Annotated in this window: 23 protein-coding genes, 1 tRNA gene and 1 pseudogene; 14 read left to right on the plus strand and 11 right to left on the minus strand. The window is 70.8% G+C overall.

From position 1 onward, the window contains the following. Positions 1 to 31 precede the first annotated feature (31 nt). The gene (locus tag NCC78_RS05190; protein ID WP_250792011.1) at positions 32 to 1012 is read right to left on the minus strand and encodes a zinc metalloprotease; all 981 of its coding nucleotides are present in this window, start codon (positions 1010 to 1012) and stop codon (positions 32 to 34) included. A 272-nt stretch (positions 1013 to 1284) separates the two neighbouring features. On the opposite strand from NCC78_RS05190, the gene NCC78_RS05195 reads away from it, so the two are divergent. Then, a tRNA-Gly gene (locus tag NCC78_RS05195) sits at positions 1285 to 1358 on the plus strand. Positions 1359 to 1447: 89 nt separating this feature from the next. Here NCC78_RS05195 and NCC78_RS05200 read toward each other — a convergent pair. Further along, positions 1448 to 1621, minus strand: a complete 174-nt coding sequence (locus NCC78_RS05200; protein ID WP_250792012.1) for a hypothetical protein — start codon at positions 1619 to 1621, stop codon at positions 1448 to 1450. A gap of 27 nt (positions 1622 to 1648) precedes the next feature. Then, positions 1649 to 2359, minus strand: coding sequence for a hypothetical protein (locus tag NCC78_RS05205; protein WP_250792013.1), 711 nt, complete (start codon positions 2357 to 2359; stop codon positions 1649 to 1651). A gap of 199 nt (positions 2360 to 2558) precedes the next feature. Here NCC78_RS05205 and NCC78_RS05210 point away from each other — a divergent pair, with 199 nt between their 5' ends. Beyond that, positions 2559 to 2711 (plus strand): hypothetical protein, encoded by a 153-nt coding sequence (locus tag NCC78_RS05210; protein ID WP_250792014.1) that lies wholly within the window; start codon positions 2559 to 2561, stop codon positions 2709 to 2711. A gap of 112 nt (positions 2712 to 2823) precedes the next feature. Here NCC78_RS05210 and NCC78_RS05215 read toward each other — a convergent pair whose 3' ends face one another. Both NCC78_RS05215 and NCC78_RS05220 read right to left on the minus strand, forming a co-directional pair. Further along, entirely contained in the window at positions 2824 to 3390 is a 567-nt protein-coding gene (locus NCC78_RS05215) for a sugar O-acetyltransferase (RefSeq protein ID WP_250792015.1), read from the minus strand. 382 nt (positions 3391 to 3772) lie between these two features. Beyond that, on the minus strand, positions 3773 to 4618 hold the full coding sequence (locus NCC78_RS05220; RefSeq protein ID WP_250792016.1) for an aminopeptidase: 846 nt from the start codon (positions 4616 to 4618) through the stop codon (positions 3773 to 3775). A gap of 262 nt (positions 4619 to 4880) precedes the next feature. Between NCC78_RS05220 and NCC78_RS05225 the strand changes: the two genes are divergently transcribed. Further along, positions 4881 to 5135, plus strand: a complete 255-nt coding sequence (locus tag NCC78_RS05225) for a bacteriocin immunity protein (RefSeq protein WP_250792017.1) — start codon at positions 4881 to 4883, stop codon at positions 5133 to 5135. A gap of 193 nt (positions 5136 to 5328) precedes the next feature. Here the strand turns inward: NCC78_RS05225 and NCC78_RS05230 are convergent, their stop codons facing one another. Next, a complete protein-coding gene (locus tag NCC78_RS05230) occupies positions 5329 to 5775 on the minus strand; it encodes an NUDIX hydrolase (RefSeq protein ID WP_250792018.1) in 447 nt (148 codons plus the stop codon). 211 nt (positions 5776 to 5986) lie between these two features. Between NCC78_RS05230 and NCC78_RS05235 the strand changes: the two genes are divergently transcribed. The 3 genes from NCC78_RS05235 to NCC78_RS05245 all read left to right on the plus strand — a co-directional run bounded on the left by NCC78_RS05235 (position 5987) and on the right by NCC78_RS05245 (position 11208). Then, on the plus strand, positions 5987 to 7627 hold the full coding sequence (locus tag NCC78_RS05235) for a hypothetical protein (protein WP_250792019.1): 1641 nt from the start codon (positions 5987 to 5989) through the stop codon (positions 7625 to 7627). 446 nt (positions 7628 to 8073) lie between these two features. Next, positions 8074 to 10104: a cell wall-binding repeat-containing protein gene (locus NCC78_RS05240; RefSeq protein ID WP_250792020.1), complete on the plus strand. Its 2031-nt coding sequence runs from the start codon at positions 8074 to 8076 to the stop codon at positions 10102 to 10104. A 216-nt stretch (positions 10105 to 10320) separates the two neighbouring features. Then, positions 10321 to 11208 (plus strand): LLM class flavin-dependent oxidoreductase, encoded by an 888-nt coding sequence (locus NCC78_RS05245; RefSeq protein WP_250792021.1) that lies wholly within the window; start codon positions 10321 to 10323, stop codon positions 11206 to 11208. A gap of 9 nt (positions 11209 to 11217) precedes the next feature. On the opposite strand, the gene NCC78_RS05250 is transcribed toward NCC78_RS05245, so the two are convergent. The 3 genes from NCC78_RS05250 to NCC78_RS05260 all read right to left on the minus strand — a co-directional run bounded on the left by NCC78_RS05250 (position 11218) and on the right by NCC78_RS05260 (position 14643). Continuing rightward, positions 11218 to 11649: an ASCH domain-containing protein gene (locus NCC78_RS05250; protein WP_250792022.1), complete on the minus strand. Its 432-nt coding sequence runs from the start codon at positions 11647 to 11649 to the stop codon at positions 11218 to 11220. A 188-nt stretch (positions 11650 to 11837) separates the two neighbouring features. Beyond that, on the minus strand, positions 11838 to 13841 hold the full coding sequence (locus NCC78_RS05255; RefSeq protein ID WP_250792023.1) for a cell wall-binding repeat-containing protein: 2004 nt from the start codon (positions 13839 to 13841) through the stop codon (positions 11838 to 11840). Positions 13842 to 14091: 250 nt separating this feature from the next. Continuing rightward, on the minus strand, positions 14092 to 14643 hold the full coding sequence (locus NCC78_RS05260) for a phosphoribosyltransferase family protein (protein WP_250792024.1): 552 nt from the start codon (positions 14641 to 14643) through the stop codon (positions 14092 to 14094). A 291-nt stretch (positions 14644 to 14934) separates the two neighbouring features. Here NCC78_RS05260 and NCC78_RS05265 point away from each other — a divergent pair, with 291 nt between their 5' ends. From NCC78_RS05265 to NCC78_RS05285, 5 genes are all read left to right on the plus strand, one after another. Then, the gene (locus NCC78_RS05265; RefSeq protein ID WP_250792025.1) at positions 14935 to 17121 is read left to right on the plus strand and encodes a N,N-dimethylformamidase beta subunit family domain-containing protein; all 2187 of its coding nucleotides are present in this window, start codon (positions 14935 to 14937) and stop codon (positions 17119 to 17121) included. A 247-nt stretch (positions 17122 to 17368) separates the two neighbouring features. Continuing rightward, complete coding sequence (locus NCC78_RS05270) at positions 17369 to 18001, plus strand: septal ring lytic transglycosylase RlpA family protein (RefSeq protein WP_250792026.1); 633 nt, start codon at positions 17369 to 17371, stop codon at positions 17999 to 18001. A gap of 100 nt (positions 18002 to 18101) precedes the next feature. Continuing rightward, complete coding sequence (locus NCC78_RS05275; protein ID WP_250792027.1) at positions 18102 to 19229, plus strand: PP2C family protein-serine/threonine phosphatase; 1128 nt, start codon at positions 18102 to 18104, stop codon at positions 19227 to 19229. A gap of 163 nt (positions 19230 to 19392) precedes the next feature. Beyond that, positions 19393 to 21249 (plus strand): acyl-CoA dehydrogenase, encoded by a 1857-nt coding sequence (locus NCC78_RS05280; protein WP_250792028.1) that lies wholly within the window; start codon positions 19393 to 19395, stop codon positions 21247 to 21249. Positions 21250 to 21730: 481 nt separating this feature from the next. Further along, positions 21731 to 22000, plus strand: coding sequence for a DUF6458 family protein (locus tag NCC78_RS05285; RefSeq protein WP_250792029.1), 270 nt, complete (start codon positions 21731 to 21733; stop codon positions 21998 to 22000). A 63-nt stretch (positions 22001 to 22063) separates the two neighbouring features. On the opposite strand, the gene NCC78_RS05290 is transcribed toward NCC78_RS05285, so the two are convergent. Then, positions 22064 to 22600 (minus strand): SixA phosphatase family protein, encoded by a 537-nt coding sequence (locus tag NCC78_RS05290; RefSeq protein WP_250792030.1) that lies wholly within the window; start codon positions 22598 to 22600, stop codon positions 22064 to 22066. A gap of 115 nt (positions 22601 to 22715) precedes the next feature. Here NCC78_RS05290 and NCC78_RS05295 point away from each other — a divergent pair, with 115 nt between their 5' ends. Continuing rightward, positions 22716 to 23003 (plus strand): DUF6458 family protein, encoded by a 288-nt coding sequence (locus tag NCC78_RS05295; protein WP_250792031.1) that lies wholly within the window; start codon positions 22716 to 22718, stop codon positions 23001 to 23003. A gap of 101 nt (positions 23004 to 23104) precedes the next feature. On the opposite strand, the gene trhA is transcribed toward NCC78_RS05295, so the two are convergent. Next, the gene (gene trhA, locus NCC78_RS05300; protein WP_250792032.1) at positions 23105 to 23782 is read right to left on the minus strand and encodes a PAQR family membrane homeostasis protein TrhA; all 678 of its coding nucleotides are present in this window, start codon (positions 23780 to 23782) and stop codon (positions 23105 to 23107) included. Positions 23783 to 23891: 109 nt separating this feature from the next. On the opposite strand from trhA, the gene NCC78_RS05305 reads away from it, so the two are divergent. Both NCC78_RS05305 and NCC78_RS05310 read left to right on the plus strand, forming a co-directional pair. Next, on the plus strand, positions 23892 to 24542 hold the full coding sequence (locus NCC78_RS05305; RefSeq protein WP_250792033.1) for a 5-oxoprolinase subunit B family protein: 651 nt from the start codon (positions 23892 to 23894) through the stop codon (positions 24540 to 24542). Beyond that, a pseudogene (locus NCC78_RS05310) lies at positions 24539 to 24842 on the plus strand (allophanate hydrolase subunit 2 family protein); the annotation flags it as partial. The gene NCC78_RS05305 and the pseudogene NCC78_RS05310, both read left to right, overlap by 4 nt.

Here is a 24842-nt window from a genome sequence, read left to right on the forward strand (position 1 = left end):
GGAGCCGGCACCGGTCGGTCGTACGTCGGGACTAAGCCGCGCGGTACGCGTTCCACGCGGTCAGCATCCGGCTGGCCTGCCCAGCGGTGAACTGGTACATGCAGGAGTCGTAGCTGTAGTCCATGAAGTTGGTGATCGGGTCGACGCCCGCGGCGGTGCAGGTGTCCCGCCCGGTCGGGCAGCCGGAGGCCGGCGAGGCCTCGGGCGCGGTGTCGCTGACGCTGTCGCCGCCGCCGCAGCCACCCTGGAAGGTGTGGTAGAGGTTCAGCCAGTGGCCGACCTCGTGCGTGCCCGTGTCGCCCTGGTTGTAGTTGGTGGCGGTGCCACCCGGCAGCGACTCGCCCAGCACGACGACGCCGTCCATGCTGCTCAGTCGGCGGGTCGGGAAGGTCGCCCAGCCGAGCAGGTCGTCGCTGAGCTCGCCCAGGTAGATGTTCAAGGTGTTCTTGCCACCCTGCCGCAGCGAGGTCTTCATCGACCGCTCCGCGGAGGAGCCATAGACGATCGGGTACCACGCGGGGTTGGTCACGCGGTTGATCTTCTGGAGCTGGAAGCTGAACGCGGTGGCCGCACCGCCGGTCGCGCCGCTGAAGGACTGGTTCAGCACGGTCATCTGCGAGGTGATCAGCGAGTCCGGGATGTTGCCGCCGGCCCGGGTGCTGTCCCGCTGGATCACATGCACGATCACCGGGATCGAGACGGTGGCGAGCGTGCTGGTGCCGGCGCCGGTGCGGAACCGCGCGCGCTCACGCAGCGCGGCGGCGAGGTCGGCCTCCCGCTCGCGGGTCTCCTTGGCGGTCAGCTCGTTGGGTTCGTGCTTCGCCGTGCCGCCCGGCTTGACGCGGGCGTCCGAATGGACGTCGGCCGGCTCCACGCACGCCTCGGGAGGGGCGGCGGAAAAGGCCGAGGCGGTCGGCAGGACGCCGACGGCGGCGGTGCTGAGCAGCAGTGCCAGGGTCGTGGAGGCGACCCCGGCAGCACGCCGGGTCAGCAGGTTGGGACGAAGTCCCATGGGCCCACCTCTTTCTGGCGGCGTAACAGGGGGTATGTCACGCCGTGGCTGAAAACGTGTGGCAGACGTTACAACCGATCGACGGGTTTGAGAACGGACACAAGTTACCGCGAGGCAACTTTTTCCTTGCAGAGGGGCCGGAGATCAACAGGGGGTCGTCGCATCGATGACCGTGCGTGCGCGTTCATCGCCGCCGCCCGTCACGCCGGCGGGCGCGCCGGAGGGGGTGCCTGGGTGCACGGGGGTGGTGACTCAGGTACAGTGGTCCCGCTGCGGGTGTAGTTCAATGGCAGAACATCAGCTTCCCAAGCTGACAGTGCGGGTTCGATTCCCGTCACCCGCTCCACCTCGAAGGCCCTGGTCAGGACGCGAGTCCCAGCCAGGGCCTTCGACGTTCCTCCGGCCACGAGCACGCGGCGGGCCATCCACGGGCCACTAGCCACGCTTCTTGCCCTTGCCCTCGGGGTTACCCGACGTGCCGGCCGCCGGCTTCTTGGCCTTCTTGCGCTCCGCCTTCACCACGTCGCTCACCGCCTGGGCGATGGCCCGATCCGCCTCGGAGGTGGCGTGCTGGTAGATCATGGCCGCCTGGGACGAGTCATGGCCCATCCGCGGCATCGGAACTAGGCGGTGCCGTCAACTCCGGGTGTGGGGGGTCGGGTTGGCAGGTTTGTCCCTCAGCGCGTCTAGCAGGCGGCGGTATTCGGCCTCGCTTCCGATCGCCGCGCGATGTTCGGGATGTGCGAGGTAGTACCTGATCGCGTCGCTGATGAACCAGGCATGCACGGTCTTGATCGGTAGCCGTCGCGGGCGCAGCACGAGGCCGCGACGACGTACCAGGTCGGGTCGGGCGTAGGTGAGGGCCAGAGTCTCGGCGTACAGGGCCGGCCGTTGCGGGTAGCCGGGGGTCAATGCCTCCCATGGCACCCGCACTGACCCGGCCAGTGTGCGCCACCACAGGCCCTCAGGCCGCAGGTGAACAAGGAACCCGCACCAGGCTAAGACCATCTGCATACCTGCCAACGCGGCGACCAGGACCGGCAGGACAGCGTCGACGGGCCGCAGGTTGTGTTCCCGGATCGATGGGACCACAGAGCCGATCTGCACGGAGGCTGCCAACGCCAGAGCAACCGCGCCGCAAACGGCAATGAAGCTGGGCGGCGTGCTGAAGGACGACGCCCCCGGCAGCACGACGAAGACTGCAGGCCGCTCATCCGGCCAGGCATAACTCAACAGCATCACCAGGAACACAGAGCCAACCAGGAGCCCGACGAACAGCATGTCGAGGATCTCGCCGCCGGAGCCCGCGAACCACTGCCCTAGGGGATAGCCGACGCAGGCGGCCACAGTGATGGCGAGAATGGTCCGGCGGTGCCGGACTACGGCTGCGCGGAGTGCATACACGCCCCACAGTACGGGTGCCGGACCACTCACTTGGTCCGCCAAATAGACCGATCATGTCAAGCGTCTGGTGGGACGATCAGCAGGGGGCACTCTCCGCCTGCTGATCTTCACAGCGAGCCCACCAACTCCTAAGGTCAGCCCCGTGAACGGTGAGGCTCGTGGGCGAGCGGCGTTGGTCAAGGTCCGGGCGGGATTCGCAATCATGATCGTCGTCTGCGCTCTCAGTGGTTACCTCGCGTGGCCGGTCCTGGCCGAGCCGGTCTATCTGGCCCGCTCGATCATCAACCGTGGCTGATCCGCTTCACATCTCCGCGACCTGGTGTGCGACAGGTGGTCTGGGACCTGGCGGCAGGTAGGCGGAGCTTTGACGCACGGATCTGCCCACGTGCGCGGGTGAGCCGCAGGCCTCACGAGGTTGCGGTAGACGCCGGCTTCAGACGCTTCCGCTCGACAACGCTTGTTGCCGTCACCACACTCAGCGGCGGCACGTCCTTCGCGACCACGGCGCCCGCGCCGACGACCGAGCCGCGACCGATTGTCACTCCCGGGGTGACCGTGGCTGCAGCGCCGATCCACACATCATCCTCGATGACGATGGGCGCGTGCGTGATGAAGTCGTACCGCTCGTCGAGCTCGACGGGGTGTCCGGCAGTGCTCAGAGTCACCCGGGGACCGATCAGGACGCGGTCACCGATGGTGATGCCCCCGTAGTCCAGGAAGAAGCATCCCTGATTGATGAACACGCGCTCTCCGAACGATGCTCCAAGCCCGTAGTCGCAATAGAACGGGGGCAGGATGGACAAAGAGTCAGGGATCGGTTCGCCGAAGATCTCGGTGAGCACCGTCCTGCGCGCGTCGAGGTCGTCAAACGGCAGCACGTTGAGGCGCGAGGTCAGGCTCATGACGAGCTGTACGCGCTCCGCGAAGGCTCGTGACTCGGGCGTCCCTGTTCGTAAACGTTGCTCGTTGCGCACGAGGCGATGCTGGCACGGCGAGTCAGATACCCGGTGACGACCCCGGGCAGGGAACGTCCGAGCCCGCGTTCCTCCTCGGCCGGTACATCGCTGGGATCAAGTTCATGCTCTTCGGCCTACTCGTAGTCGGTGGCGGCGTTGTCTACCTCATCGCACCACCAGCCGAGTAACGCGCACATGACTAGCCCGGGCGGGGCAACGCCCGAATGCCACATGGGCGCGATCTCGGGGCTCCGCCCCGAACCCCGGCCTTCCCTCGGAGCTCAGCGGCGGACGGACGTCAGGCGGGATCTCCTCGATCAGGCACCACAAGGGGCTGGACGGTCTACGACTGCCCGACGAGGAGATCCGCTCCCCGAGATCTACCGTGCCCGGCCCCGACCTATGAAGCGTCAGCCTCGCGGGAACTGCGCAATGTGCCGACGGCCACCAGTCCCGCACCGGCGAGCGCGATTGCCGCCTCTATGGCCCACGACACCTGAGGGAAGCCTTCCGTTGGCGTGCTCACCCGCACTCCTAGCGCCAGGAAGGCGCCGTCGGAAGGCTTGGCCATGAGCCACCAGCCTGACCACTGTGCGGCGAGATCCGAGTAAGCGCGAGCCGCTCCGAGTGACAGCAGGAACAACCCCAGCGGGAGCAGCCAACGCCGGTCGGCCCGCCACCCTGACAGCGCGAGTGCCCCCATGGTCACGAGGGCAGCGAGCAGCGCCGGCCACACCGTCCCGAGCAGGTCGAGCAGCGGATAACGGCCGGACTCCCGCGCGGAGCTCAGCCCGAACCAGGCGAATAGCACCAGTGCGAGGACTGTCGTCGCCAGACCCCGCCGCCTGTCGCGTGACGGTAGCGCCAACGCGCCGGCCGCGAGACAGAGAACGCCAAGCGCCAAACCCAGCGCGGCGAGCCTTTCCCGGTCGATCATCTCCTGCCAACGCGCCAAGATGGCCGTCTTTGTTACTCCTTGGCCGTATGCCAGCCAGCCTGCCTCATCGACCTGCTCCTGGTACCAGAGCAGTCTCATCGCCGCCACCACGGCAAGTAGCCCGATACCTGTGGCGACGGCCCACCTCACGCGGCGCACACCTCGGTCAACCAGGACGTAGCCGAGCAGTGCGAGCAGCATGACTAGGCCGAACTGCAGCGACGCGGCCGGCATGGCGAGCAACGCCGCCGCAACCGAGAGCAGACCGGCCGCGACGGATGCAACGAGCAGGCCGAACGGAAGACGCATGGCCAAGATCGTGACACATGAGCCAGAAGGGCGCGTAGCCAGAGATATGGAGCAGACCGGGTTAGCACCAATTCGTCGGGTAGCCGAATGGGCGAGATGGCCGGTATTCCCAGCTGACAGTGCGGGTTCGACTCCCGTCACCCGCTCCATGCGAAGGCCCTGGTCAGGACGCGATCCTAGCCAGGGCCTTCGACGGTTCACGAGTTCTGGCCATTGCCCGGGCCATCGGCCTGTCATTAGCGTCCGGTCCGAGGTGATGGAGATGGCAGCGAACCTGACCCGAGACGAGGCGATTGCCCTCGTGGAGCGGATCATGAGCGGCGACCACGCGGACGACGCTGAGGTGGACAGTTGGCTGGACCAACTGATGCGAGACCTCGTCTGTCCGGACATCTCCGGTCTGATGTTCTGGACTGATCCCGGGTTGACGGCCGCTGAGGTGGTTGACCGAGCCTTGGCCTATCAGCCAATCGAGATGCAGTCCACGCCATGGGCGGAGTCGCCGCCGAGCACCTAGCCTCACCCCTTTACTCAGGTGGACCGCCGCCAGGTCCGGTCGCCAGATTCGCCCGGAGCTGCCGGGCGAGGTCATGCCCGCTCAGCTACTCCGCCGGGTGCGCATGGTCGGCATCGCCGAGGAGATCCGCTCAACTTCCAGCGTCGACGGCTTCCACAGCCGACCTGGCCGGCAAGCGGCAACAGGGAAAGGGCTACTGCGTCGGCGTCGCGGCTGGGAGCAGGGCGACCAGGCCGCGTGGGTACAAAACCGCCTCGCCGCTGGTGAAGCGGCTCAGCGGTTGCCAGCTCACGGGGCTGCCCTCGTCCTTGATGTGACCGACGGCATCTCGGTCATACATTGACAGATCGGCCAGGTTGGCGGAGTAGACGAACACGATCTCGTGGCCTGCCCGGCCGAATGCCGCGAAGATGTTCTCCACGACCCCGAGCAGCTCCACGTCGGACAGCCCGACGTCCAGCTCTTCCCGTAGCTCCCGCTGCACCGCCTCGACGGCCGACTCGCCGAACTCGATGCCGCCACCCAAGGGTCGGTAGTACGTCTCCTGCTTCGTCGCATCGTGCCCCTCGAAGACCAGGATGTCGTCTCCGCGTCGTATGGCAGCGATGGCGATGGGCCGAATCTGCGGGGTCGTGTTCATGCTGTGACCCTAGGTAGCACCTGCGCCGGGTGCTCCTGAATTTCAGCGGGCCGAACTGAGCCGCTCCGAGCGCTCAAGGCATGCCGTTGTCTCGGGATACCGGGCAGTAACAGTGATCCATCCGGTCTTCCTCGTGCGCCATCCCTGCCCTTAGGCTTGCTCAGCCTTCGGCTGGCAAACGCCGATCTTGCTCACGGGGTGGGGGTGGGACGTGCGGATCAAGCTGATCGCACGCCTTGTGGTCGCGGCACTCGGTGCCGCGTTCGTCGTCGCGTCGCCGTCGGGTTTCGGCGTGGCGCACGCCGACAGCACCATCGGGCTCGGCACCGATACGCACTGGCAGATGGTCGTCGACTCGGCGCACGGGCAGCTGTTCTTCAGCCCAGGCCTGAACCGGTCGGATGTGCGCGTCACGGACCTGTCCGGTGGCCTGCGTACGACGATCCGGAACCTGCCGGACGCCAGCGGTATGGCGCTGAGCACGGACGGTTCCACGCTCTACGTGGCCCTTCCCAGGGCGGGTGCCATCGCCGCGATCGCCACCACGACGCTGACCGAGACACATCGCTACAGCCTTGGAAGCAGCACCTGTCCAACGTGGCTGACGCCGGCCGGCGGAAAGCTCTACTTCGGGTACGGATGCACGTTCGGCAAGGGCAAGCTGGGATCACTCGACCTGCGCGGAGGGACGCCGGCCGTGGCCCTGGACCTGCCGCTCGACGACACCTTCGCCGAGCCCCCGCTGCTGGGCAGCAGCCCGGGCGACCCGGATCTGCTCCTGGTGGTGGACCGGTCCACCGCATCGTCCTCCACCTCGGGCACACCGATCCTGTACGACGTCTCGTCCGGGACGCCGTCGAAGGTCGCGGCCCTGCCGTGGGACACCTGCACCGGCCTGAACGACGCTGCGCTGACGCCCGACGCGAGCAAGGTCATCCTGGCCTGCGATTTCCTGGGCGATCGTTCGGTGGCCGCGACCAGGCACGCGGCGTTCTCCACGACGGACCTGTCGGCGGCGGGCGGGTATCCGTCCGGCGTCTGGCCGAAGGCCGTGACGACCGCCCCGAACGGCTCCTTCGTCGTCGTCGGTTCGACGTCGACGATCTACGTCGAGCGGCCGGACGGGACCCTGGTACACCGGTACGACCTCCCGCAGGGCAGCTACCTCGAGCGGCAGGGCCTGGCCGTCAGCGCCGACAGCAGGACGGTGTACGCCGTCGCCGCCGACCAGAACGGGGGCCGGAGGCTGCATCTGCTGACGGACTTCGCGAAGGCGGCATCCTCGCTCACGCTGTCCGCGCCGCCGACGAGCGCCCGCGCCGCGAAGCTCACCGTCAGCGGGCAGCTGACGATCCCGGGCGCAACCATGCCGCGGACGCTGCGGGTGGTGAAGAACGACCTGGCCGGCACCCAGCCACTGCCCGACGTCACCACTACCGCCACCGGGGCGTTCTCCTTCTCCGACACCCCGCCGGTCGGCGGGCCCAACACCTACACCGTGACCCTTCCCGGCGACGCCGCGCACCTGGGATCGAGTCGGTCGATCACCGTGGAGGTCTCCCGCGCCTACACCGCAATGCGCGTCACGACGAACGCGAGCATCTACGGTTACGGCCGCTCCGCGATGGTAACCGCTCAGCTGGGCACCACCTACAACAGCCGTAGGGTCTGCCTGTACGCCCTCCCCTTCGGTGCCGCCCGCACCACGCTGAAGTGCGGCACGGTGGACTCGTCCGGCAAGCTGACGGTCAGCTACCCGATGTACCGGCGGACGATGTTCATCGCCAGCTTCGCCGGGGACCACCGGTACGCGCCCGCCAGGGCCTTCCGCACCGCGAACGTGAGCCAGTGACCGGGGTGCTGGGCAGCTACCACACCACCTCCGGCCCGTAGGCGATGGTGGGCGGCGTCCGCCCCGCCTGTTCGAGGACGCGACGAGGGGCCCGGCCGAATCGGCCGGGCCCCTCGTCGATCACGTCCGTGCTACTCGGCGATCCGCCGCATCGCCGACCTGGCCGCCTCGGCGGCGTCGGTGACGGTACGGGCGCCGGCGCGGTCGTAATGCGCGCGCTGACCCGAGCGGTACGCGGCGCGACACGCTTCGTAGCCGCGCGTGCGTCATCCGGCCGCCGACCTGCTCCACCTTTCAGCCAGATGTCATCAACCCATCGGCGATTCGGGGCAGCGCGGAGCTAAAAGATCTCTTAAGGTTCTGCACATATCTGCGTCGCCCCGCGCCGGATCAGCCGGCGGACGGGTGCCATCTCCAACGACGCGCCTCATCAGCAGGGAGTTCCCTTGCCTTCATCTTCCCTTCGCAGGTCCGCGGCGCTCGCCTCGGCCCTCGCGGTCGGTTCCACCGCGCTCGTGGCGGGTGCCCCCGCCGCCAGCGCCAGCCTGCCGGGCTCCGGCAACGTCCTCACCACCAGCAACAGCACCACGTCGCTCCGGTTCTACAACGACCCGAACCGGACCACACTGGTCAATCAGTTCGACGAGACGATGCGGGACGCGTCCTGGTCGCCGGACGGCAGCGTCGCGGCCTTCATCAACCAGGACGGCGGCATCAGCACCATCCGCTGGGACGGCCAGGGCTGGTTCCCGGAGATCGCCGGCGACCCGGGCCTGGTCCGGCAGAGCACCACCTGGCGGGGCAACGGCTCCAGCATCATCTGGGCGGAGAAGCCGTCCGGCCTGCCGTGGCGGATCCGCACCGCGCCGAGCTCCTCGTTCTCCGACTGGGGTAACCAGCTCAGCCCGGCCAACGACCCCCGGCACTACCGCAACCCGGACGGCGGGCGTGACCAGAAGGTGGTCTTCCAGCGTCACGAGGACAACGGCGCCGGCCAGCCCGCCACCGCGTCCAGCGTGGTGCTCTACGACCCGGCGAAGCCAGCCGACCAGCGGATCACGCTGGTCGACGAGGACGGCTCCAACCCCGCGCTGTCGCCCGACGGCACCAAGGTGGCATTCGTCCGCGCCGGCCAGATCATCGTCTCCGACCTGAGCGGCGGGAACGAGGTCGTCGTCACCAGCAACAGCGCGGTGAAGGACAACCCGGTCTGGTCGCCGGACGGCAAGACGATCGCCTTCAACACGGGCGGCACCCTGGTGGCGACCGCCCTGGCCGACGGCTCTCAGGCAACGGGCCCGATCAGCGTTTCCGGCTCCAGCGGGGTTCCGGCTTACCAGCCGCGCAACAAGGACCGGGTCGCCCGGCTCGCCGGCGAGAGCCGGTTCACCACCGCCACCGCCGTCTCCCAGTCGCACTGGAAGACGGCGGCCAACAGTGGCGACACCCGTGAGCTGGCCCAGGCGGTCGTGCTGTCCCGGTCGGACACCTTCGCCGACGCGCTGAGCGGCTCGGCGCTGGCTGCCGCCAAGCGTGGCCCGCTGCTGATGACCACGCCGACCGCCATGACGCCCGTCACCCAGGCGGAGCTCCAGCGGGTGCTCGCCCCGGGCGGCACGGTCTACCTGCTCGGCGGCACCGGCGCGCTCTCCATCGGCGTCGAGAACTCGATCCGGGCGCTCGGCTACAACGTGGTGCGGGCCGCCGGCGCCGACCGGTACGCCACCTCCGTGGAGATCGCCAAGGCGATCGACCCGAACCCGGAACTGGTCCTGCTGGCCACCGGCACCAACTTCCCGGACGCGCTCGCGGCCGGCGCCGCGGCCGGCTCGTTCAACTACCCGGGCAGCACCGAGACGGCGGTGGTGGTCCTCACCGCCGGGGCGAAGATGCCGGTGAGCACCAAGAGCTTCCTGGACACCCTGCCGAAGGCCGACCGCATCCTGTTCGGCATCGGCGGGAGCGCCAGCCTGGCCGCGACGAACTACGACGGTGCCGACGCCATCGAGGTCTCGGGTGCCACCCGCTACGAGACCGCGCTCTACACCGCCTGGGTGTTCTTCGGCGGGCAGAACCACGTCGGGCTCGCCACCGGCAGCAACTGGCCGGACGCGCTCGCCGGCGGCGCGCTGATGGGCCTGCTCAACGGCCCGCTGATGCTCACCCCGGGCACGGCCAGCTACCTCGGCATCGACGCCGAGTTCCTGCTCGCCGAGTCGAGCGGATCCACCCGTGACGCGCTGATCTTCGGTGGCACCGGGGTGGTCAACGACGCGCAGCGCAACCAGGCCGGTTACTGGATCGGCGGCCCGCTCGGGTCGAACCTCGTCAACAACCCGATCGACGTCGGGCTGACCGCCCGCAGCGGCGCCGACCTGCGCACCGCAGGCGCTCCGGTGACCGGCGGTCACCGGACCGCTCAGGAGGCGGCCGAGGCCGCCAAGTCGGTGCGCGAGCACCGCGACGCCCTGAGCTGAACGAACCACTCCAGAAGGGCCCGGCCGATCTCGGCCGGGCCCTTCGCCGTTGGCGCACCCCGGCGGGGGCTGACCGCATGATCCGTCATGTCGGGCCACCGATCGACGGTGACTCGCCAAGGTGCGTCGGCAGCGCTGCCGCGCGCCCCGCCCGGGCCGGAGACGCCGCGCGGTGCGTGGGCCCGGCGCACGCTGCCGGAATGTAGGGTGGCGGGCATGCGGATCGGCATCGTGATCCTTCCGGACCAGCGCTGGTCGGAGTCCGCGCGTCGCTGGCGACAGGCCGACGAGTGGGGCTTCGACCACGCGTGGACGTACGACCACCTCGGCTGGCGGGACTTGGTCGACGGCCCGTGGTTCGACTCGATGAGCACGCTGACCGCCGCGGCGACCGTGACCAGCCGCATCCGCCTCGGCACCCTGGTCGCCTCGCCGAACTTCCGGCATCCGGCCGCCTTCGCCCGCCAGGTCACCGCCCTCGACGACGTGTCCGCCGGGCGGGTCCTGCTCGGCCTCGGCGCCGGTGGTATCGGGTTCGACTCCGCTGTGCTGGGCGGGCAGACCCTGCCGCCGCGCCAGCGGGTGGACCGGTTCGCGGAATTCGTCGAGCTGCTCGACCTGGTGCTGCGCGAGGACGGTACGACGTGGCACGGCGACTGGTTCGCCGCCGTCGACGCCCGCAACAATCCGGGCTGCGTGCAGGGCCCGCGGGTGCCGTTCGTGGTCGCCGCCAACGGTCCCCGTTCGATGCGCCTGGTGGCCCGCTTCGGCCAGGGCTGGGTCACCACCGGCTTGGGCGACGACGACCTGGACGCCTGGTGGAGCGGCGTGGCCGACCTGGCCGCCCGGATGGACAAGACGCTCGCGTCGGCCGGCCGTGATCCGGCCACACTCGACCGGTACCTGTCGCTGGACTCCGCGCCCGTGTTCTCGCTGCGCAGCGCCGACTTCTTCGCCGAGCAGGTGGGCCGCGCCGCGGCGCTCGGTTTCACGGACGTGATCACCCACTGGCCCCGACGCAGCAGCTGGTACGCCGGAGACGAGGCCGTCCTGGTGGACGTGGCGACGCGCCTCCTGCCCGGGCTGCGGCGCGCGATTGCGTGAACGGCGCCCCTACGTACTCAGATCGCCGGTGGTGATGCCACCGTCGCCTGCCGAGACGAGCCGGAAGCGGACGCACACGACCGGAGTGTCGTCGTCGACGGGCGTGCCGGCTCGGGCCCAGAAGCGCTGGTGACCGGCCCGCCACTCCTCGATCGACCGGTCGCCCTCTCCCTCCGAGCGGGCGAAGTCCCAGGAGACGTCGGCAAAGGGGACCACCTCGACACCGGTGACCTGGACGACGGCAACCAGCCCGTCGTGGTCGTCGACGAGCGCCAGCCGCTCCCCGACGCGCTCCAACTCCTCGCCCTCGTGCTCGTACTCGCTGAGCAGGCCGACGGTCGCCTGCTTCACCCCGGCGAGCACGAGAGTGTTCAGGTTCGTCCGCATCTCCCCGGCCATGCCGAGGTCGAGGGTGCGTAGTCCACCGATGCGAGGCCACATCCTGCCGAGGCTACCGGCTGCCGTCCCCACTCCGGGCCGCTGCGGCCGTACGGTGACCGGACCGGAGGCGCTGAGGCCCGGAGAGCAGGCGCCGGCTGATCCGGCTCCGGGGGCAGGAGCACGTTCGGCCCCCGGCAACGCGACGGGGCCCGGCCGATCGGCCGGGCCCCGCTGCTGTTACGCCAGCGTCAGCGGCGCTTCTCGGCGAACCGCTCGGCGGCAGCCTCCGCGGCCGCCTTGAAGTCCGCCACCGTACGCGGAGCGCCGGTCGCCTCGGCGGTGGCCGCCCGCTTGGCGGTGGCGTCCTGGACGCCGGTCGCGGCGCGCAGCACGTCCGTCGGGTTGCCGGCGGTCGTGAAGCCGGCGGGACCGCTGATGGTCAGGCCGAGGCCGTCCCGCTGGATGTCGTTCAGCACAGCGGAACCACCGAACATGATGCCGGTGTGGATGGAGCCGGCGTGCTCGTCGCCGACCGCCCACAGGTAGTCGCCGACCTGCGCGCCGTTACCGGGAGCCAGCACCAGCGGGGCGTCGAGCGACGCCATCAGGGCGCCACCGGCCAGCGCGTCCGGCCAGTTGCCGCCCGTCGCCACGCCGAGGTGGTTGAAGCCGCCGAAGAAGATCCACGCGACCAGCGCGGCGGTCTCGTAGCGGTCGGCACCGACCAGCGGCGCCGGCAGGTAGGCCTGGGTCGCGAGGTCGGCGGCACCACCGACGCTGAAGATGCCGGTGGTGTCCGGCAGCGCGTCGAGGTATGCCTTCGTCGCCGCGGTGAGGCCGCCGCCCTTGGTCAGCACCACGACAGCGGAGAGACCCTTGCCGGGCAGGTTCTGCGCGCCGGCGGCGGCGCCGGCGGCGAGCGCGTCCGGAAAGTTGGCGCCGGTCGCCGCGAGCACCATGTCGGGCGTCGGGTCGATGGCGTTCGCGATGGAGATCGAGGTGGCGTAGCGGTCCGCGCCGGAGAGCCGCGAGGTCGCAAAGCCGAGGGCCTTCACCTGGTTCTCAACGGCGGTCGAGAGCGCGCCCGTCCCGCCGAGCAGGTAGACCGTGTCGCCGGGCTTGAGGACCCGGGTCAGCTCGGCGGCGGTTGCCGGGTGCAGCCCCGCCGGCCTGGTCATGAGCAGCGGCCCGTTCTTGGCGGCGGCGAGGGCCGACCCGCCGAGCGCGTCGGCGAAGTTGTCCGACCGGGACAGGACGGCCGCGCTGGCCTCGGCGCGCGGGTCGGAGGCGTTGCTGCCGGTGGCCCAGTGCGACTGGGAGATCGCCGTGGCGGTGGTGAACCGCTCGGACCCGGCGAGCCGGACCACGCGGTCCTTCTTGACGGGCCGGTAGTCCGGCACCCCGGAGAGGCCGCTGACGACGGTCGGGGTGGCGCCGGCGGTGGTCGGCGCCGTCGCGATGGCCGAACCCTGCGCGAAGGCGACCTGGGTGCCGTCGGCGTTGAGCACCGGGTCCGACTTGACCGACCCACCGGAGGTCACCTGGACCTCGCTTCTGCCGGCCGTGCTGGCGGTCCAGACCTGACCGCCCCGGATGAAGGCGACCTTCTGGCCGGTCGCGGAGATGGTCGGGCTGGCCGCGTCCGTGGCGATGAGGGTGAAGGTGTTCCCGTCCAGGAAGCCGATCTCCGGCGTGCCGGTCGGGACGCCAGAGCCGTCGTCGCTCTGCCGCTGCACGACGATCCGCTGGTCGGCGTTCGTGTCCGGCTCCAGGTAGTGCTTGCCGTCGTTCGGAGAGCGCTGGGCGGCCCCCCAGTCCTGGCCGGCGAGGGCTTCCTGGATCCGCCACAGACCGCCGGCGGATTTCTCGGCCCAGATCACGGTGGAGCCGTCACCCACCCACTCCGGGGTGGCGCGCTCGAGCTCGTCGAAGTTCTGGTCGATCGGGTAGACGATGGAGGCCGGGAACAACGGGGACTTGCCGATCGTCGCGACGTCGCCCCGGTTGTTGATGAAGACCGCGCGGCTGCCGTCGGGCGACCAGGCCGCGTCCGTGACGGTGTAGCCGTCTTCCGAGACGATCGGCGCGCCACTGGTGGTGGCGATGGTGAACGAGCCGTTGCTCGAGGTCAGGACGCCGCTCGGGCCGTGGGTCGCGTACGCGGCGTTCCCGCCGCCGACCAGCGTGGTGACGCCGATGGCCAGCAGGGTGGCGCACGCCGCCGAACGGCGCGACAAAGAGGATCGAAGCAAGGAAGCTCCTCGAGATCGATTCGCGCCGCGGCTGTGGAATCGGGACCGGAGGACGGCCGGGGCGGCGCCGCTTCACTGTAGAGGACGCCGCCCGGCCCGCGTTGTCCCGCATCGCGGGGTCGGGCGCCGCGCCGAGGTTACCCTCCGTGAGGCCCCGCCAGCGCCGGGTCGTCGGGTCGTCGGCTCCGCCCCGAGCCCGACCGCGTCCGTTTCCGCGCGTCGCGGGGCGAGGGCTCGGCCGACCAGTCGCTCAGGTCGTCAGGTCGCCGCCAGTGACCAGACCCCGGACGCGCAGCCGGGTGGCGACCTCCGGCGGGCAGTCCAACACCACCGCCGCGGTGCCGACGGGTTCCGCGCCCCGGGCCGCACAGATGTCGTAGAGGGCGCGGACCTGCGCGCCCGTGGCCACCCAGTCGTCCACCACCAGCACCCGGTCGTCCCGCCCGAGGTGCCGCTCCCGGACGGCCAGATCGACCCGCCGGCCGCGGAAGTCCGGAGGGCTCTGCGCCCAGGTGAGCGGACCGGCGGGCAGACGGCCGTCGCCCGGCTTGTGCGCCGGCAGGAAACCGACGCCGAGCGCGGTCGCCGCGAGGGGCCCGAGCAGGAATCCGGTGACCGCCGGCGCGACGACCACCGTCGGCCGGGCGGCCCGGAACGGCTCCACGAGCGCCGGACCGAGGGCGGCGAGCACGTCCGAGTCCCGCCACCAGCCCGACACGTCACTGACCAGGTGCGTGGAGCCCGGGCCGGGGTCGATCCAACGGCAGAGGGCGATGAGGCGGTCGCGCAAATCGGCGGGCACCCCACCATCCTGCCGCTCAGCCGCTCAGCCGCTCAGCCGCTCAGCCGCTCAGCCGCTCAGCCGCTCAGCCGCTCAGCCGCTCAGCCGCTCAGCCGCTCAGCCGCTCAGCCGCTCAGCCGGACGGTCGCCGGGAACTCCGACATCGGCTGATCGACCGATCAGGACAGCTCGTTCGGTCCGAACTCTGCCGGGCGACGGATGATTCCGCGGCCCACCCGGCACTGCGGGTCGATGCGTGAGCCCATCTCGCTCTAGGGTCCCTCGACGATCCGCGCGACTGAGGGGGCAGTCATGTCTGAGGCGAATCCGGACGGCGTCTCGCGACGTCGGGTGCTCCGCGACGGGGCGATCATCGCGGCCGCTGTGCCGCCGATGCTGATGATCGAGCCTGGCTCCGCGCCGGCCCGGGCGGCCGAGGCGATCACGGTCGACCCCCAGCAGCGGTTCATCCGGCTCGCCGGCGGCGGCAACGGGGTCATCTACGCCATCCAGGCCGACGGCAGCCTCCTGTGGTACCGGCACCTGGGGTGGCAGACCGGGACGGCGAGCTGGGCGAGCGGATCCGGCCGGCGGATCGGCTCAGGCTGGCACGAGTACCGGGCGGTGTTCGGCGGCAACAGCGGTTCCCTGTACGGCGTACGGGCCGACGGGACGGTCCACCTTCGCCGGTACGTGCTCACCGACTCGCTCTCCGGCGCCGGAACGTGGGTCGACGAGGGCGAGGTCGGCCGGGGCTTCGACCGCTACCCCCGGTTGGCCGGCTTCAACGGCAGCATCTACGGCCAGGACAACAAGGGCCGGCTGTACTGGCACCACCACGTCCCCGCGCTGCGGAGGTGGACGGCCGCGGGGCTGTACCTCGGCACCGGATTCCAGGACGGCGTACTCCAGGCGGACGACTTCAACGTCATCTACGCCTACCGTTACGGCAACCTCCACTGGTACCGCCACCTGGGCGGCCCGCGGTGGGCGTCCGGGTCCGGCATCCAGCTCGGCGGCGGGTACCGCAACATGGGCTACAACGACGGTCTGTGGTTCGCCGGCCAGGGCGTCCTGTACGGCGTTCCGCCGGACCCGGCGACCGCCACGCAGACCGGCACCCTCATCCAGCACCGCCTCCTCAACTACCGCTCGGTGGGTCCGGACAACCGGGCGGTCTGGGCCAACAACGGGGTGGCGTCGAAGGTGGGGCGCGGCTGGACCATGCAGAGCCGGGCCGCCCTCCAGGGCTACCCCAACACCCCGAGCGTCAAGCAGGGGGAGACGGTCCGGGTGGCCGTCTCGACGGGCTTCACGTCGCTCACCGCGTCCCTGGTCCGCCTGGCGCCGAACACCGCAGAACCCACGGTCGTGACGGACCCGATCCCGGTGACCGGGGGCATCCAGCAGCTTCCGCCCGGTTTCGTCACCGTGGGCTGCGGCTGGCAGGACCGCCTGACGTACCAGATCCCCGACACCTGGGAGCCCGGCCTCTACGCGGCCCGCCTGGAGGGGCCGCACCGGCTCCGCCGGTACGTGCCGTTCATCGTCCGCCCGGCGCAGGTGACCAACCCGATCGCGGTCCTGCTGCCCACCTTCACCTACAACGCGTACAACACCTGGGGCGGGCACAGCCAGTACTGCAAGGACCTGGCCGGCCGCCGCCCGTTCACCACCCGCCGGCCGTCCTCGGAGTGGAACGTCGACGACCCGGCGATGCGCGACCACACGCTCTTCTCGGACCTGATGCTGCTGCGCTGGATGGCGCGGCAGGGCCTCGCGTACGACTGCTACGAGGACATGGACCTGCACGCCTCCGGAACGTGGCTGACCCAGTACCGGGTGCTCGTGCTGGCCAGCCACCCGGAGTACTGGTCCGACGCGATGCGGCAGAACCTGGTCAACTACCAGGCCGGCGGTGGCCGGATCATCTATGCCGGTGGCAACGGCCTGTACGAGCGGGTGCAGGTCGACGCCAGCCGCACCGTCGTGACGTACCGCCGGTCGGACGGGCTGCGGGACGTCTACTCGGCGCTGGGGCTGCCCGCCTCCCAGTTGGTCGGCGTCAACTACTCCAACCACAGCACGTACGCCCCGTACAAGGTGCTCCGCGACCACGAACTCCTCGCCGGTACGGGCCTGACGGTGGGGAGCACCTTCGGCCGGAACGGCTACAACGGCGCGGCGAGCGGTTGGGAGACCGACGCGATGGTCGGCCTTGCCGGCGAGGCGACCGAGAGCCAGGTGATCGCCCGCGGGCAGAACCCGGGCGGCGGCGCGGCCATGGTGTTCATGGAGAAGCAGAACGGCGCGCTGGTCTTCAGCGCATCGTCGATCTCCTTCGTCGCCGCCCTCGACAGCGATCCGGCGATGTCGACCCTCTTCCGCAACGTCTTCGACCGGATGCTCGAGCCCGGCCCGGCGGTCCTGGCCACGAAGGTGCCGATGGAGCGCACCCGACCCGCGCCGGCGGTCCCGGAGCCGATGCACCTCGACTAGTCACGGCCGGGTGGCGGCCGGGGGAAACTCCGGTTCCGCCACCCGCCGCCGGGCTTCCGCCGGCCGCTGCCTCCGGGCGCGTTTCCGCAGCTCATCGGGCTGGGCCGAGCGGTCCACGCGGGGTCGGATGATCGGCTACACGTTTCGCCGCAATTCCGGCTAAAACAGCATGGTCACGTTGACTTCGGAAGTGCTTCCTTCGTTACGGTCCGACCCGGTTTGCTCAGATAACGAAAGGACCGGGCTGGTGGCTGGCAGGCACTCGCGTACCCGTAGGTTCTCCTCTCCCGCCGGCATCGCCGCCACCGCCGCCCTCGGCGTCGCGCTGGCGGTCGGCGGCACCGTCGGGGCCGTCCAGCTGACCTCCGGCGCCGAACCCGAGCGGCCCGTCGCCGTCGACCTGACGCCGACCGAGGTCCCGACCGCCACGCCCGGTTCTCCCGCCGCGTCCCGGAGCAGCAGCCCCAGCGCCGCGTCGAGCCCGACCGCGAGCGCGACGGCGAGCCGCTCGACGCAGGCACCGTCGCGGAGCAAGCCCCGGACCGCGACGCCGAAGCCGACCGCGACGACGAAGACCAGCACGGCCCGTCCGGTCGTGCAGACCGGATCCTGCGGCGCCTCGTTCTACTCGGAGGGGCAGCTCACCGCCAACGGCGAGAACTTCGACCCGTCCGCCCTGACCGCCGCCCACAAGACCCTGCCGTTCGACACGAAGGTCCGGGTGACCAACCCGGCCAACGGCAAGTCCGTGACCGTGCGGATCAACGACCGGGGGCCGTTCATCGAGGGCCGGTGCCTGGACCTGTCCCGGGCCGCGTTCGGTGCGATCGCGTCGCTCGACGCCGGTCACGTCGAGGTCCGCTACGAGGTCCTGGGCTGAGCCCGTGCCGGACGGCGATCGGCCGGGCGGCGCGATCCGCCCGGCCAGAACCTCCTCGGACGACGGGTCAGGTTCATTCACCCGTTCACGTCGATCAGGCATGCTGTCCCTCGTACGCACGCAACCCTTTCAGTCGGGCCGTGGCCTGCTGAGCCCTGGATCCCGCGCCGGACTCGGCGCGGCCCTCGTCCTGCTCGCGATCGTCTCCACGGTCGAGTTGGCCGACGGTCGGGCAGCGAACTACATCGCGCTCATGGTGGCCGCGCCGTTCCTGGCCGCGGCGCTGGCGTCCTGGCGGGTCGTGCTCGGGGTGGGCGCCGCCGCCACGGCGCTCGGGGCCAGCTTCGCGTTGGGCGAGCAGACCGTCTCGCTCTCCACGGCGGTCGCCGTCGCCGGCATCGCGCTGGGCACCGCCATCGCGGGGGCCACGGCGGCGGTACGGCAGCGGCAGGCGCAGCAGATCGCGGAACTGTCGAAGCTGGCGGCGGTGGCCCAACAGGCGGTGCTGCGCCCGCTCGGGCCGCAGGTCGGCACGCTGGCGGTGGCCGGCCGATACATCTCCTCCACGGCCACGGCGGAGATCGGCGGGGACCTGTACGAGGCGGTCGACACCCCGTACGGCGTGCGGATGATCATCGGTGACGTGCGGGGCAAGGGGCTGGACGCCGTCCGGCTGGCCAGCATCGTGCTCGGCTCGTACCGGCACGTGGCCTACGAGCGGGCCGACCTGCGGGCGATCGTGACCGACCTGGACCGCGCGGTGGCCCGCAGCGTCGGCGACGAGGACTTCGTCACCGCCGCGCTGGTCGAGGAGCGGGGCGGCACGCTCACCATCGTCAACTGCGGTCACCCCCCGCCCCTGCTGCTGCGCCGGGGCGCGGTGATCCCGCTCGAACCGCCGGCCCCCGCGCCGCCGCTCGGGTTCATGCCGGTGGTACGCCCCCGCGTCGAGCGGCTGGAGCCCGGTGACCGGTTGCTGCTCTTCACCGACGGGCTCGGCGAGGCCCGCCGGGACGGGGAGTTCTTCCCGACCGCCGACCGGGCCTGGCGGCTGCTCGGCCACGGCACGGTCGCCGACGGGCTGGCGTCGCTGGAGACCGCCCTGGTGGAGTGGGTGCACGGCCGGCTCGACGACGACATCGCCCTGGTGCTGATGGAGTACGCCGGCCCACGCAGCGGCGTGACCGCCGCCGTGCCGAGCTGGGAGGTCGGCGCGGCCGAGAGTTGAGTGCCGCGTCCGGTTCCGACCATCGCCAGCACGTCGGCCGCAACCTGAACGGGAAGTGTGTAATCGCCGTCACTTCGGTAAGCGGCTTGTCGCTTCCTACCCGCGAGTAATACAGTCAGGGTTACTGATCGGTAACACCTGTCCGGAAGCGGGGCCAGCGAGCATGACCCACTACAAGAGCAACCTTCGGGACCTCGAGTTCAATCTGTTCGAGGTCTTCGGGGCGGACCGGGCGTTCGGCCAGGAGCCGTACTCCGACCTCGACATCGACACCGCGCGCAGCTTCCTCGCCGAGGTCGACCGACTCGCCCGCGAGGATCTGGCCGCCAGCTACACGGACAGCGACCGGAACCCGCCGGTCTTCGACCCGGCCACGCACACCGCGCCGCTGCCGGAGTCGTTCAAGAAGTCGTACCAGGCGTTCATGGACTCCGAGTTCTGGCGGCTGGACCTCCCGCCGGCCCTGGGCGGCACCAACGCGCCGCGGGCCCTCTGGTGGGCGCTCGCCGAGCTGGTGCTCGGCTCGAACGCGCCGGTCTGGATGTACGCCTCCGGCCCGTCCTTCGCGCACGTGCTGCACGTCGAGGGCACCGAGCAGCAGAAGAAGTGGGCCAAGCTCTTCATCGACAAGCAGTGGGGCTCCACGATGGTGCTCACCGAGCCGGACGCCGGTTCGGACGTGGGCGCCGGCCGCACCCGGGCGATCCAGCAGCCGGACGGCTCGTGGCACATCGAGGGCGTGAAGCGCTTCATCACCTCGGGCGAGCACGACCTGACCGACAACATCGTCCACTACGTGCTGGCCCGCCCGGTCGGCGTCGAGGGCGTCGGCGGTCCGGGCACCAAGGGCCTGTCGCTCTTCGTCGTGCCGAAGTACCACTTCGACGAGAACACCGGCGAGCTGGGCGAGCGCAACGGCGTCTACGCCACCAACGTCGAGCACAAGATGGGCCTGAAGGTCTCCAACACCTGCGAGGTGACCTTCGGCGAGCACGGCGTACCGGCCAAGGGCTGGCTGCTGGGCGAGAAGCACGACGGCATCCGGCAGATGTTCATGATCATCGAGTACGCCCGGATGATGGTCGGCACGAAGGCGATCGCCACCCTCTCCACGGGCTACCTGAACGCCCTCGAGTACGCCAAAAACCGGGTGCAGGGCGCCGACCTGCTCCAGATGTCGGACAAGACCGCCCCCCGGGTGACCATCACCCACCACCCGGACGTGCGCCGTTCGCTGCTGCTGCAGAAGTCGTACGCCGAGGGCCTGCGCGCCCTGGTCTGCTACACCGCGTCCTGGCAGGACAAGATCGCCATCGCCGAGGCGGCCGGTGACGAGAAGGCGACGAAGCTGGCGAAGCGGGTCAACGACCTGCTGCTCCCGCTGGTCAAGGGCGTCGGCTCGGAGCGGGCGTACGAGCTGCTCGGCCACGAGTCGCTGCAGACCTACGGTGGCTCCGGCTTCCTCCAGGACTACCCCCTGGAGCAGTACGTCCGGGACGCCAAGATCGACACCCTCTACGAGGGCACCACCGCGATCCAGAGCCTCGACCTGATCTTCCGGAAGATCGTCCGGGACAACGGCAAGGCCCTGATGGCCGTCGCCGGCGAGATCCAGGAGTTCATCGCCACCGAGGCCGGCAACGGTCAGCTCAAGGAGGAGCGGCAGGCGCTCGGCAAGGCGCTCGCCGAGATCCAGAACATCCTCGGCGTGATGACCGGCTGGCTCGCCGAGGCGCAGGGCGGCGACGCCCGGTCCCTCTACAAGGTCGGCCTGAGCAGCCGCCGCTTCCTCCTGGCCATCGGCGACCTCGTCGTCGGCTGGCTGCTGCAGAAGCAGGCCGACGTGGCGCTGAATGCCCTGGCCGGCGAGGTCTCCGCCGCCGACAAGGCGTTCTACGCCGGCAAGGTGGCCGCCGCCCGCTTCTTCGCCCGCGAGGTGCTGCCCCGCATCGGCGCCGACCGGCGGATCATCGAGGGTGCCGACCTGGACATCATGGACCTCCCGGAGGAGGCCTTCTGATCCACGCCGTCGCGCGCTCCGGACGCGCGGCGGTGCCGGCATCGACCCGGCAGTGACCCGGTACGACGGCCGGCGGGCAACAGCCCGCCGGCCGTCGTCTGGTTCGGCTCTCTGCTCTCCCTCGCACCTGCTCTGGTTCGGCTCTCTTCTCTCCGTCGGACCTGCTCTGGTTCGGCCCTTTGCTCTGCACCCATCCACGCACCGGGGATCGCCGACGCCTGGTGCGCGGATGGGTGCAGAGCAAAGGGGGGGATTCGGTGGTCCCGGCCGGCGGGCACCGCCGAGGGTGGCCTGCTCAGCTTGCTGCCCCCGTGGGGTCGTCGGAGCGCGGGCGGCAGGGGGCAGAAAGAGGGGGTGAGGGGCGGGGCGGAGTGGTAGGGAATTGTCGGTGCGGCCGGGTAACCGGCCGGTGTGGCGGGTAACCGTCGCGGGGCCACGTCAGAGAACGCCCAGAGCCACCGCACGGGGGAGTGCAGCGCACATGGGCATTGGTAGCGGGATCTTCCTGATCGCGATCGGCGCGATCCTGACCTTCGCCATCAGAGCCAACGTCTGGTGGATCGACCTGCGCGCGGTCGGCTGGGTGTTCATCCTGGCCGGGCTGGGCGTACTGCTCACCACGCTGTGGTTCTGGCAGGACCGGCGCAAGCGGGCGCGGACCCTCATCGTGGAGGAAAACCGGCTTTCGCACCCCACCGCGATGATGCCGCCGCCACCCGACCCGCCGCCGCCGACGGCGCCCCCCTCCTGAGCCGCCCCGAACAGCCCGAAAAGTGCACCGCCCTGAGCCACCCGCCGGACGCCGGCGGGTGGCTCAGCCGCGTGCGGTGTGCCGGGCGGTGATGGCGGCCCGTCCCCGGTCCAGTTCCGCCCAGCCGACGGTGGGACGATGCACGACTATGTCGCTGGTGCGCAGTTCGTCGCGGTCCGCCCGCTCCGGGTCGAGCAGGGCGGAGAGCAGCGAGATTCCGGGGTTGTGGGCGATCAGCAGCACCGTGCGGGCATCGGGCTCGACCTGCCTGACCAGCGCCAGCAGGTCCTCCGGATGCGCCTCGTACGCGTCTGACTCGTAGCGCACGACGGGCGCCGGCCCCGCGGGGCCACCCTCGGGCGGTGAACCGGTCATGCCCAGCGCGACGCCGTGCCACGTCTCCCGGGTGCGCCGGGCGGCCGAGCAGATGACCACGTCCGGCAGCAACTCGTGCCGGGCCAGCCAGGCGCCGGCCGCGGCGGCGTCGGCGCGTCCCCGGCTGGCCAGCGGGCGGTCGGTGTCAGGCGGCTCCCCGGGCACCTCCGCCTTGGCGTGCCGGAGCAGCACCAGCGTCCGATCCTCGGCGTGAACGTCCGTCATGCCCCCAGCTTGCCCGATTGGCGATCACAGCGCCGGGGTAAGTCGATGGATGCCGCTACCTCACCGATGGCCGCGGCGGGCGAATAAGCCAGGTGACAGCCGAGGAGGCGACGAAATGGGCATTGGTGGCAGCATCTTCCTGATCGCACTGGGTGCGATCTTCGCGTTCGCCGTGGAGGCGGATCTTGGTTGGCTCAACCTGAGCGTCGTCGGCTGGGTGCTGATGCTCGCCGGGGTGGCGGCCCTGCTGACCACCCTCTACTTCTGGAACTCGCGCCGCCGCACCGTGGTCGCCACCCCGGTCCGGGAGGACCGGGTGGTCGCCGACCGGGTCGTGCCGGTGCAGGACGACCGGATCGTGCAGGAGTACCGCGAGGTTCGTCGGCCGGGTCGCACGGTCTGACCTTCCGACCACCGCCCTCCGGGGGCTCCGCACGTGGCGGGGCCCCCGGAGCGTGTGGTCGCCCATCCCGGGATGCGATCGTCCGTGCCGGCAGGCGGCGCTCAGGCGAAGATCGCGAAGTAGATCGCGATGTGGTGGCTCAGCGCCGCCACCAGCGTGCAGGCGTGGAAGAACTCGTGGTGGCCGAAGACCGTGGGCCAGGGGTTTGGCCGGCGCAGCGCGTAGAAGACCGCGCCGACGCTGTAGATCGCGCCGCCGACCGCCAGCAGCACCAGGGCGGTGACTCCGCCCTCGCTCAGGATGTCGGGGAGCATCGCGACCGAGACCCAGCCGAGCGCCAGGTAGAGCGGTGCGGAGACCCAACGCGGGGCGTGCGGCCAGATCATCTTGAGGGCCACCCCGGCCAGCGCGCCGCCCCACACCAGCGACAGCATGATCGCCGCCGGTCGGGTGTCCAGCAGCAGGGCGCAGAACGGCGTGTACGTGCCGGCGATGAACAAGAAGATCATCGAGTGGTCCATCCGGCGCATGATCTGGTAGCCGCGCTCGGACCAGACCCGCCGGTGGTAGAGGGCGCTGGTGCCGAAGAGCCCGCAGATGGTCAGGCTGTAGATGAGGCAGCTGACCAGGGGGGCCCAGCCGGGTCGGGTGGCGGCGATCGCGCAGAGCACGATGCCGCAGACGAGGGCGACGAAGAACGCGTACGTGTGCAGCCAGCCGCGCATCCGGGGCTTACCGATGTCGACCGGCTTCAGTCGCAGGGGGGCGGAGGTGGTCACGGGATAAGGTTACGGCAGCGTAGGTTACTTGCAAGTAGTGCAACCCGTCACGTGGGAAGAACGGTCGGTGGCCCCCGGGCACCGCGGCCGCGTCGGGGAGTATGGCGGGATGCGGATCCGACCCGTCGGGGCGCACGCCCTGCTGCTCGACTGCGCCGCGCCCGCCACCGGAGGACCGGCCGGCGGCACCGGGGAGACGACGGCCCTGGTCGAGGCGTGGCGGGCCGAGCTGTGGCGTCGCCGTGAGCGCGGCGAACTGATCGCCGTCGAGATCGTGCCGGCCGCCGCCACGGTCCTGCTCGACGGCGTACCGGACCCGGCGGGGACGGCCGCGCGGATCGCCGGCTGGACCCCGCGACCGGCCGCCACCACGGCCGCCGTCGACACGGTCGAGGTCCCGGTGACGTACGACGGGGAGGACCTGCCCGTCGTCGCCGGCCACTGGGGCGTGGACGTGCCGGCGGTGGTGGCGCGGTTGGGGCGTACCGGGTTCCGGGTGGCGTTCTGCGGCTTCGCCCCCGGGTTCGCGTACCTGACCGGGCTTCCCGCCGAGCTGGCGGTGCCCCGGCTGCCCACCCCGCGTCCCCGGGTGCCGGCCGGCTCGGTCGCGCTCGCCGGCCCGTACGCCGGGATCTATCCGGCCGCCTCCCCCGGTGGCTGGCTGCTGGTCGGTCGCACCGGGATGTCCCTGTTCGACGTGCGCGCCGACCCGCCGGCCCGCCTCACCCCGGGGACCCGGGTGCGGCTGGTGGCCGAATGACCGCGCGGCACACCGCCCCGACGGGCGGCGGACCGGCCGACCGCCACCTGGAGGTGGTCCGGGCCGGGGCGTTGACCACCGTCCAGGACCAGGGGCGGCCCGGCTGGGCGCACCTGGGCGTACCCCGGTCCGGGGCGCTCGACCCGGCGGCCCTCCGCCTCGCCAACCGACTGGTCGGCAACCCGGAGTCGGCCGCCGGCCTGGAGATCACCATGACGGGCTGCGAGCTGCGGCTGGACCGGGCCGGCGCCGTGGCGGTGACCGGCGCGGACGTCGAGGTCCGGGTCGACCGCCGGCCCG

Source organism: Micromonospora phytophila (assembly GCF_023656545.1).
GTDB classification, from domain to species: Bacteria; Actinomycetota; Actinomycetes; order Mycobacteriales; family Micromonosporaceae; genus Micromonospora; species Micromonospora phytophila.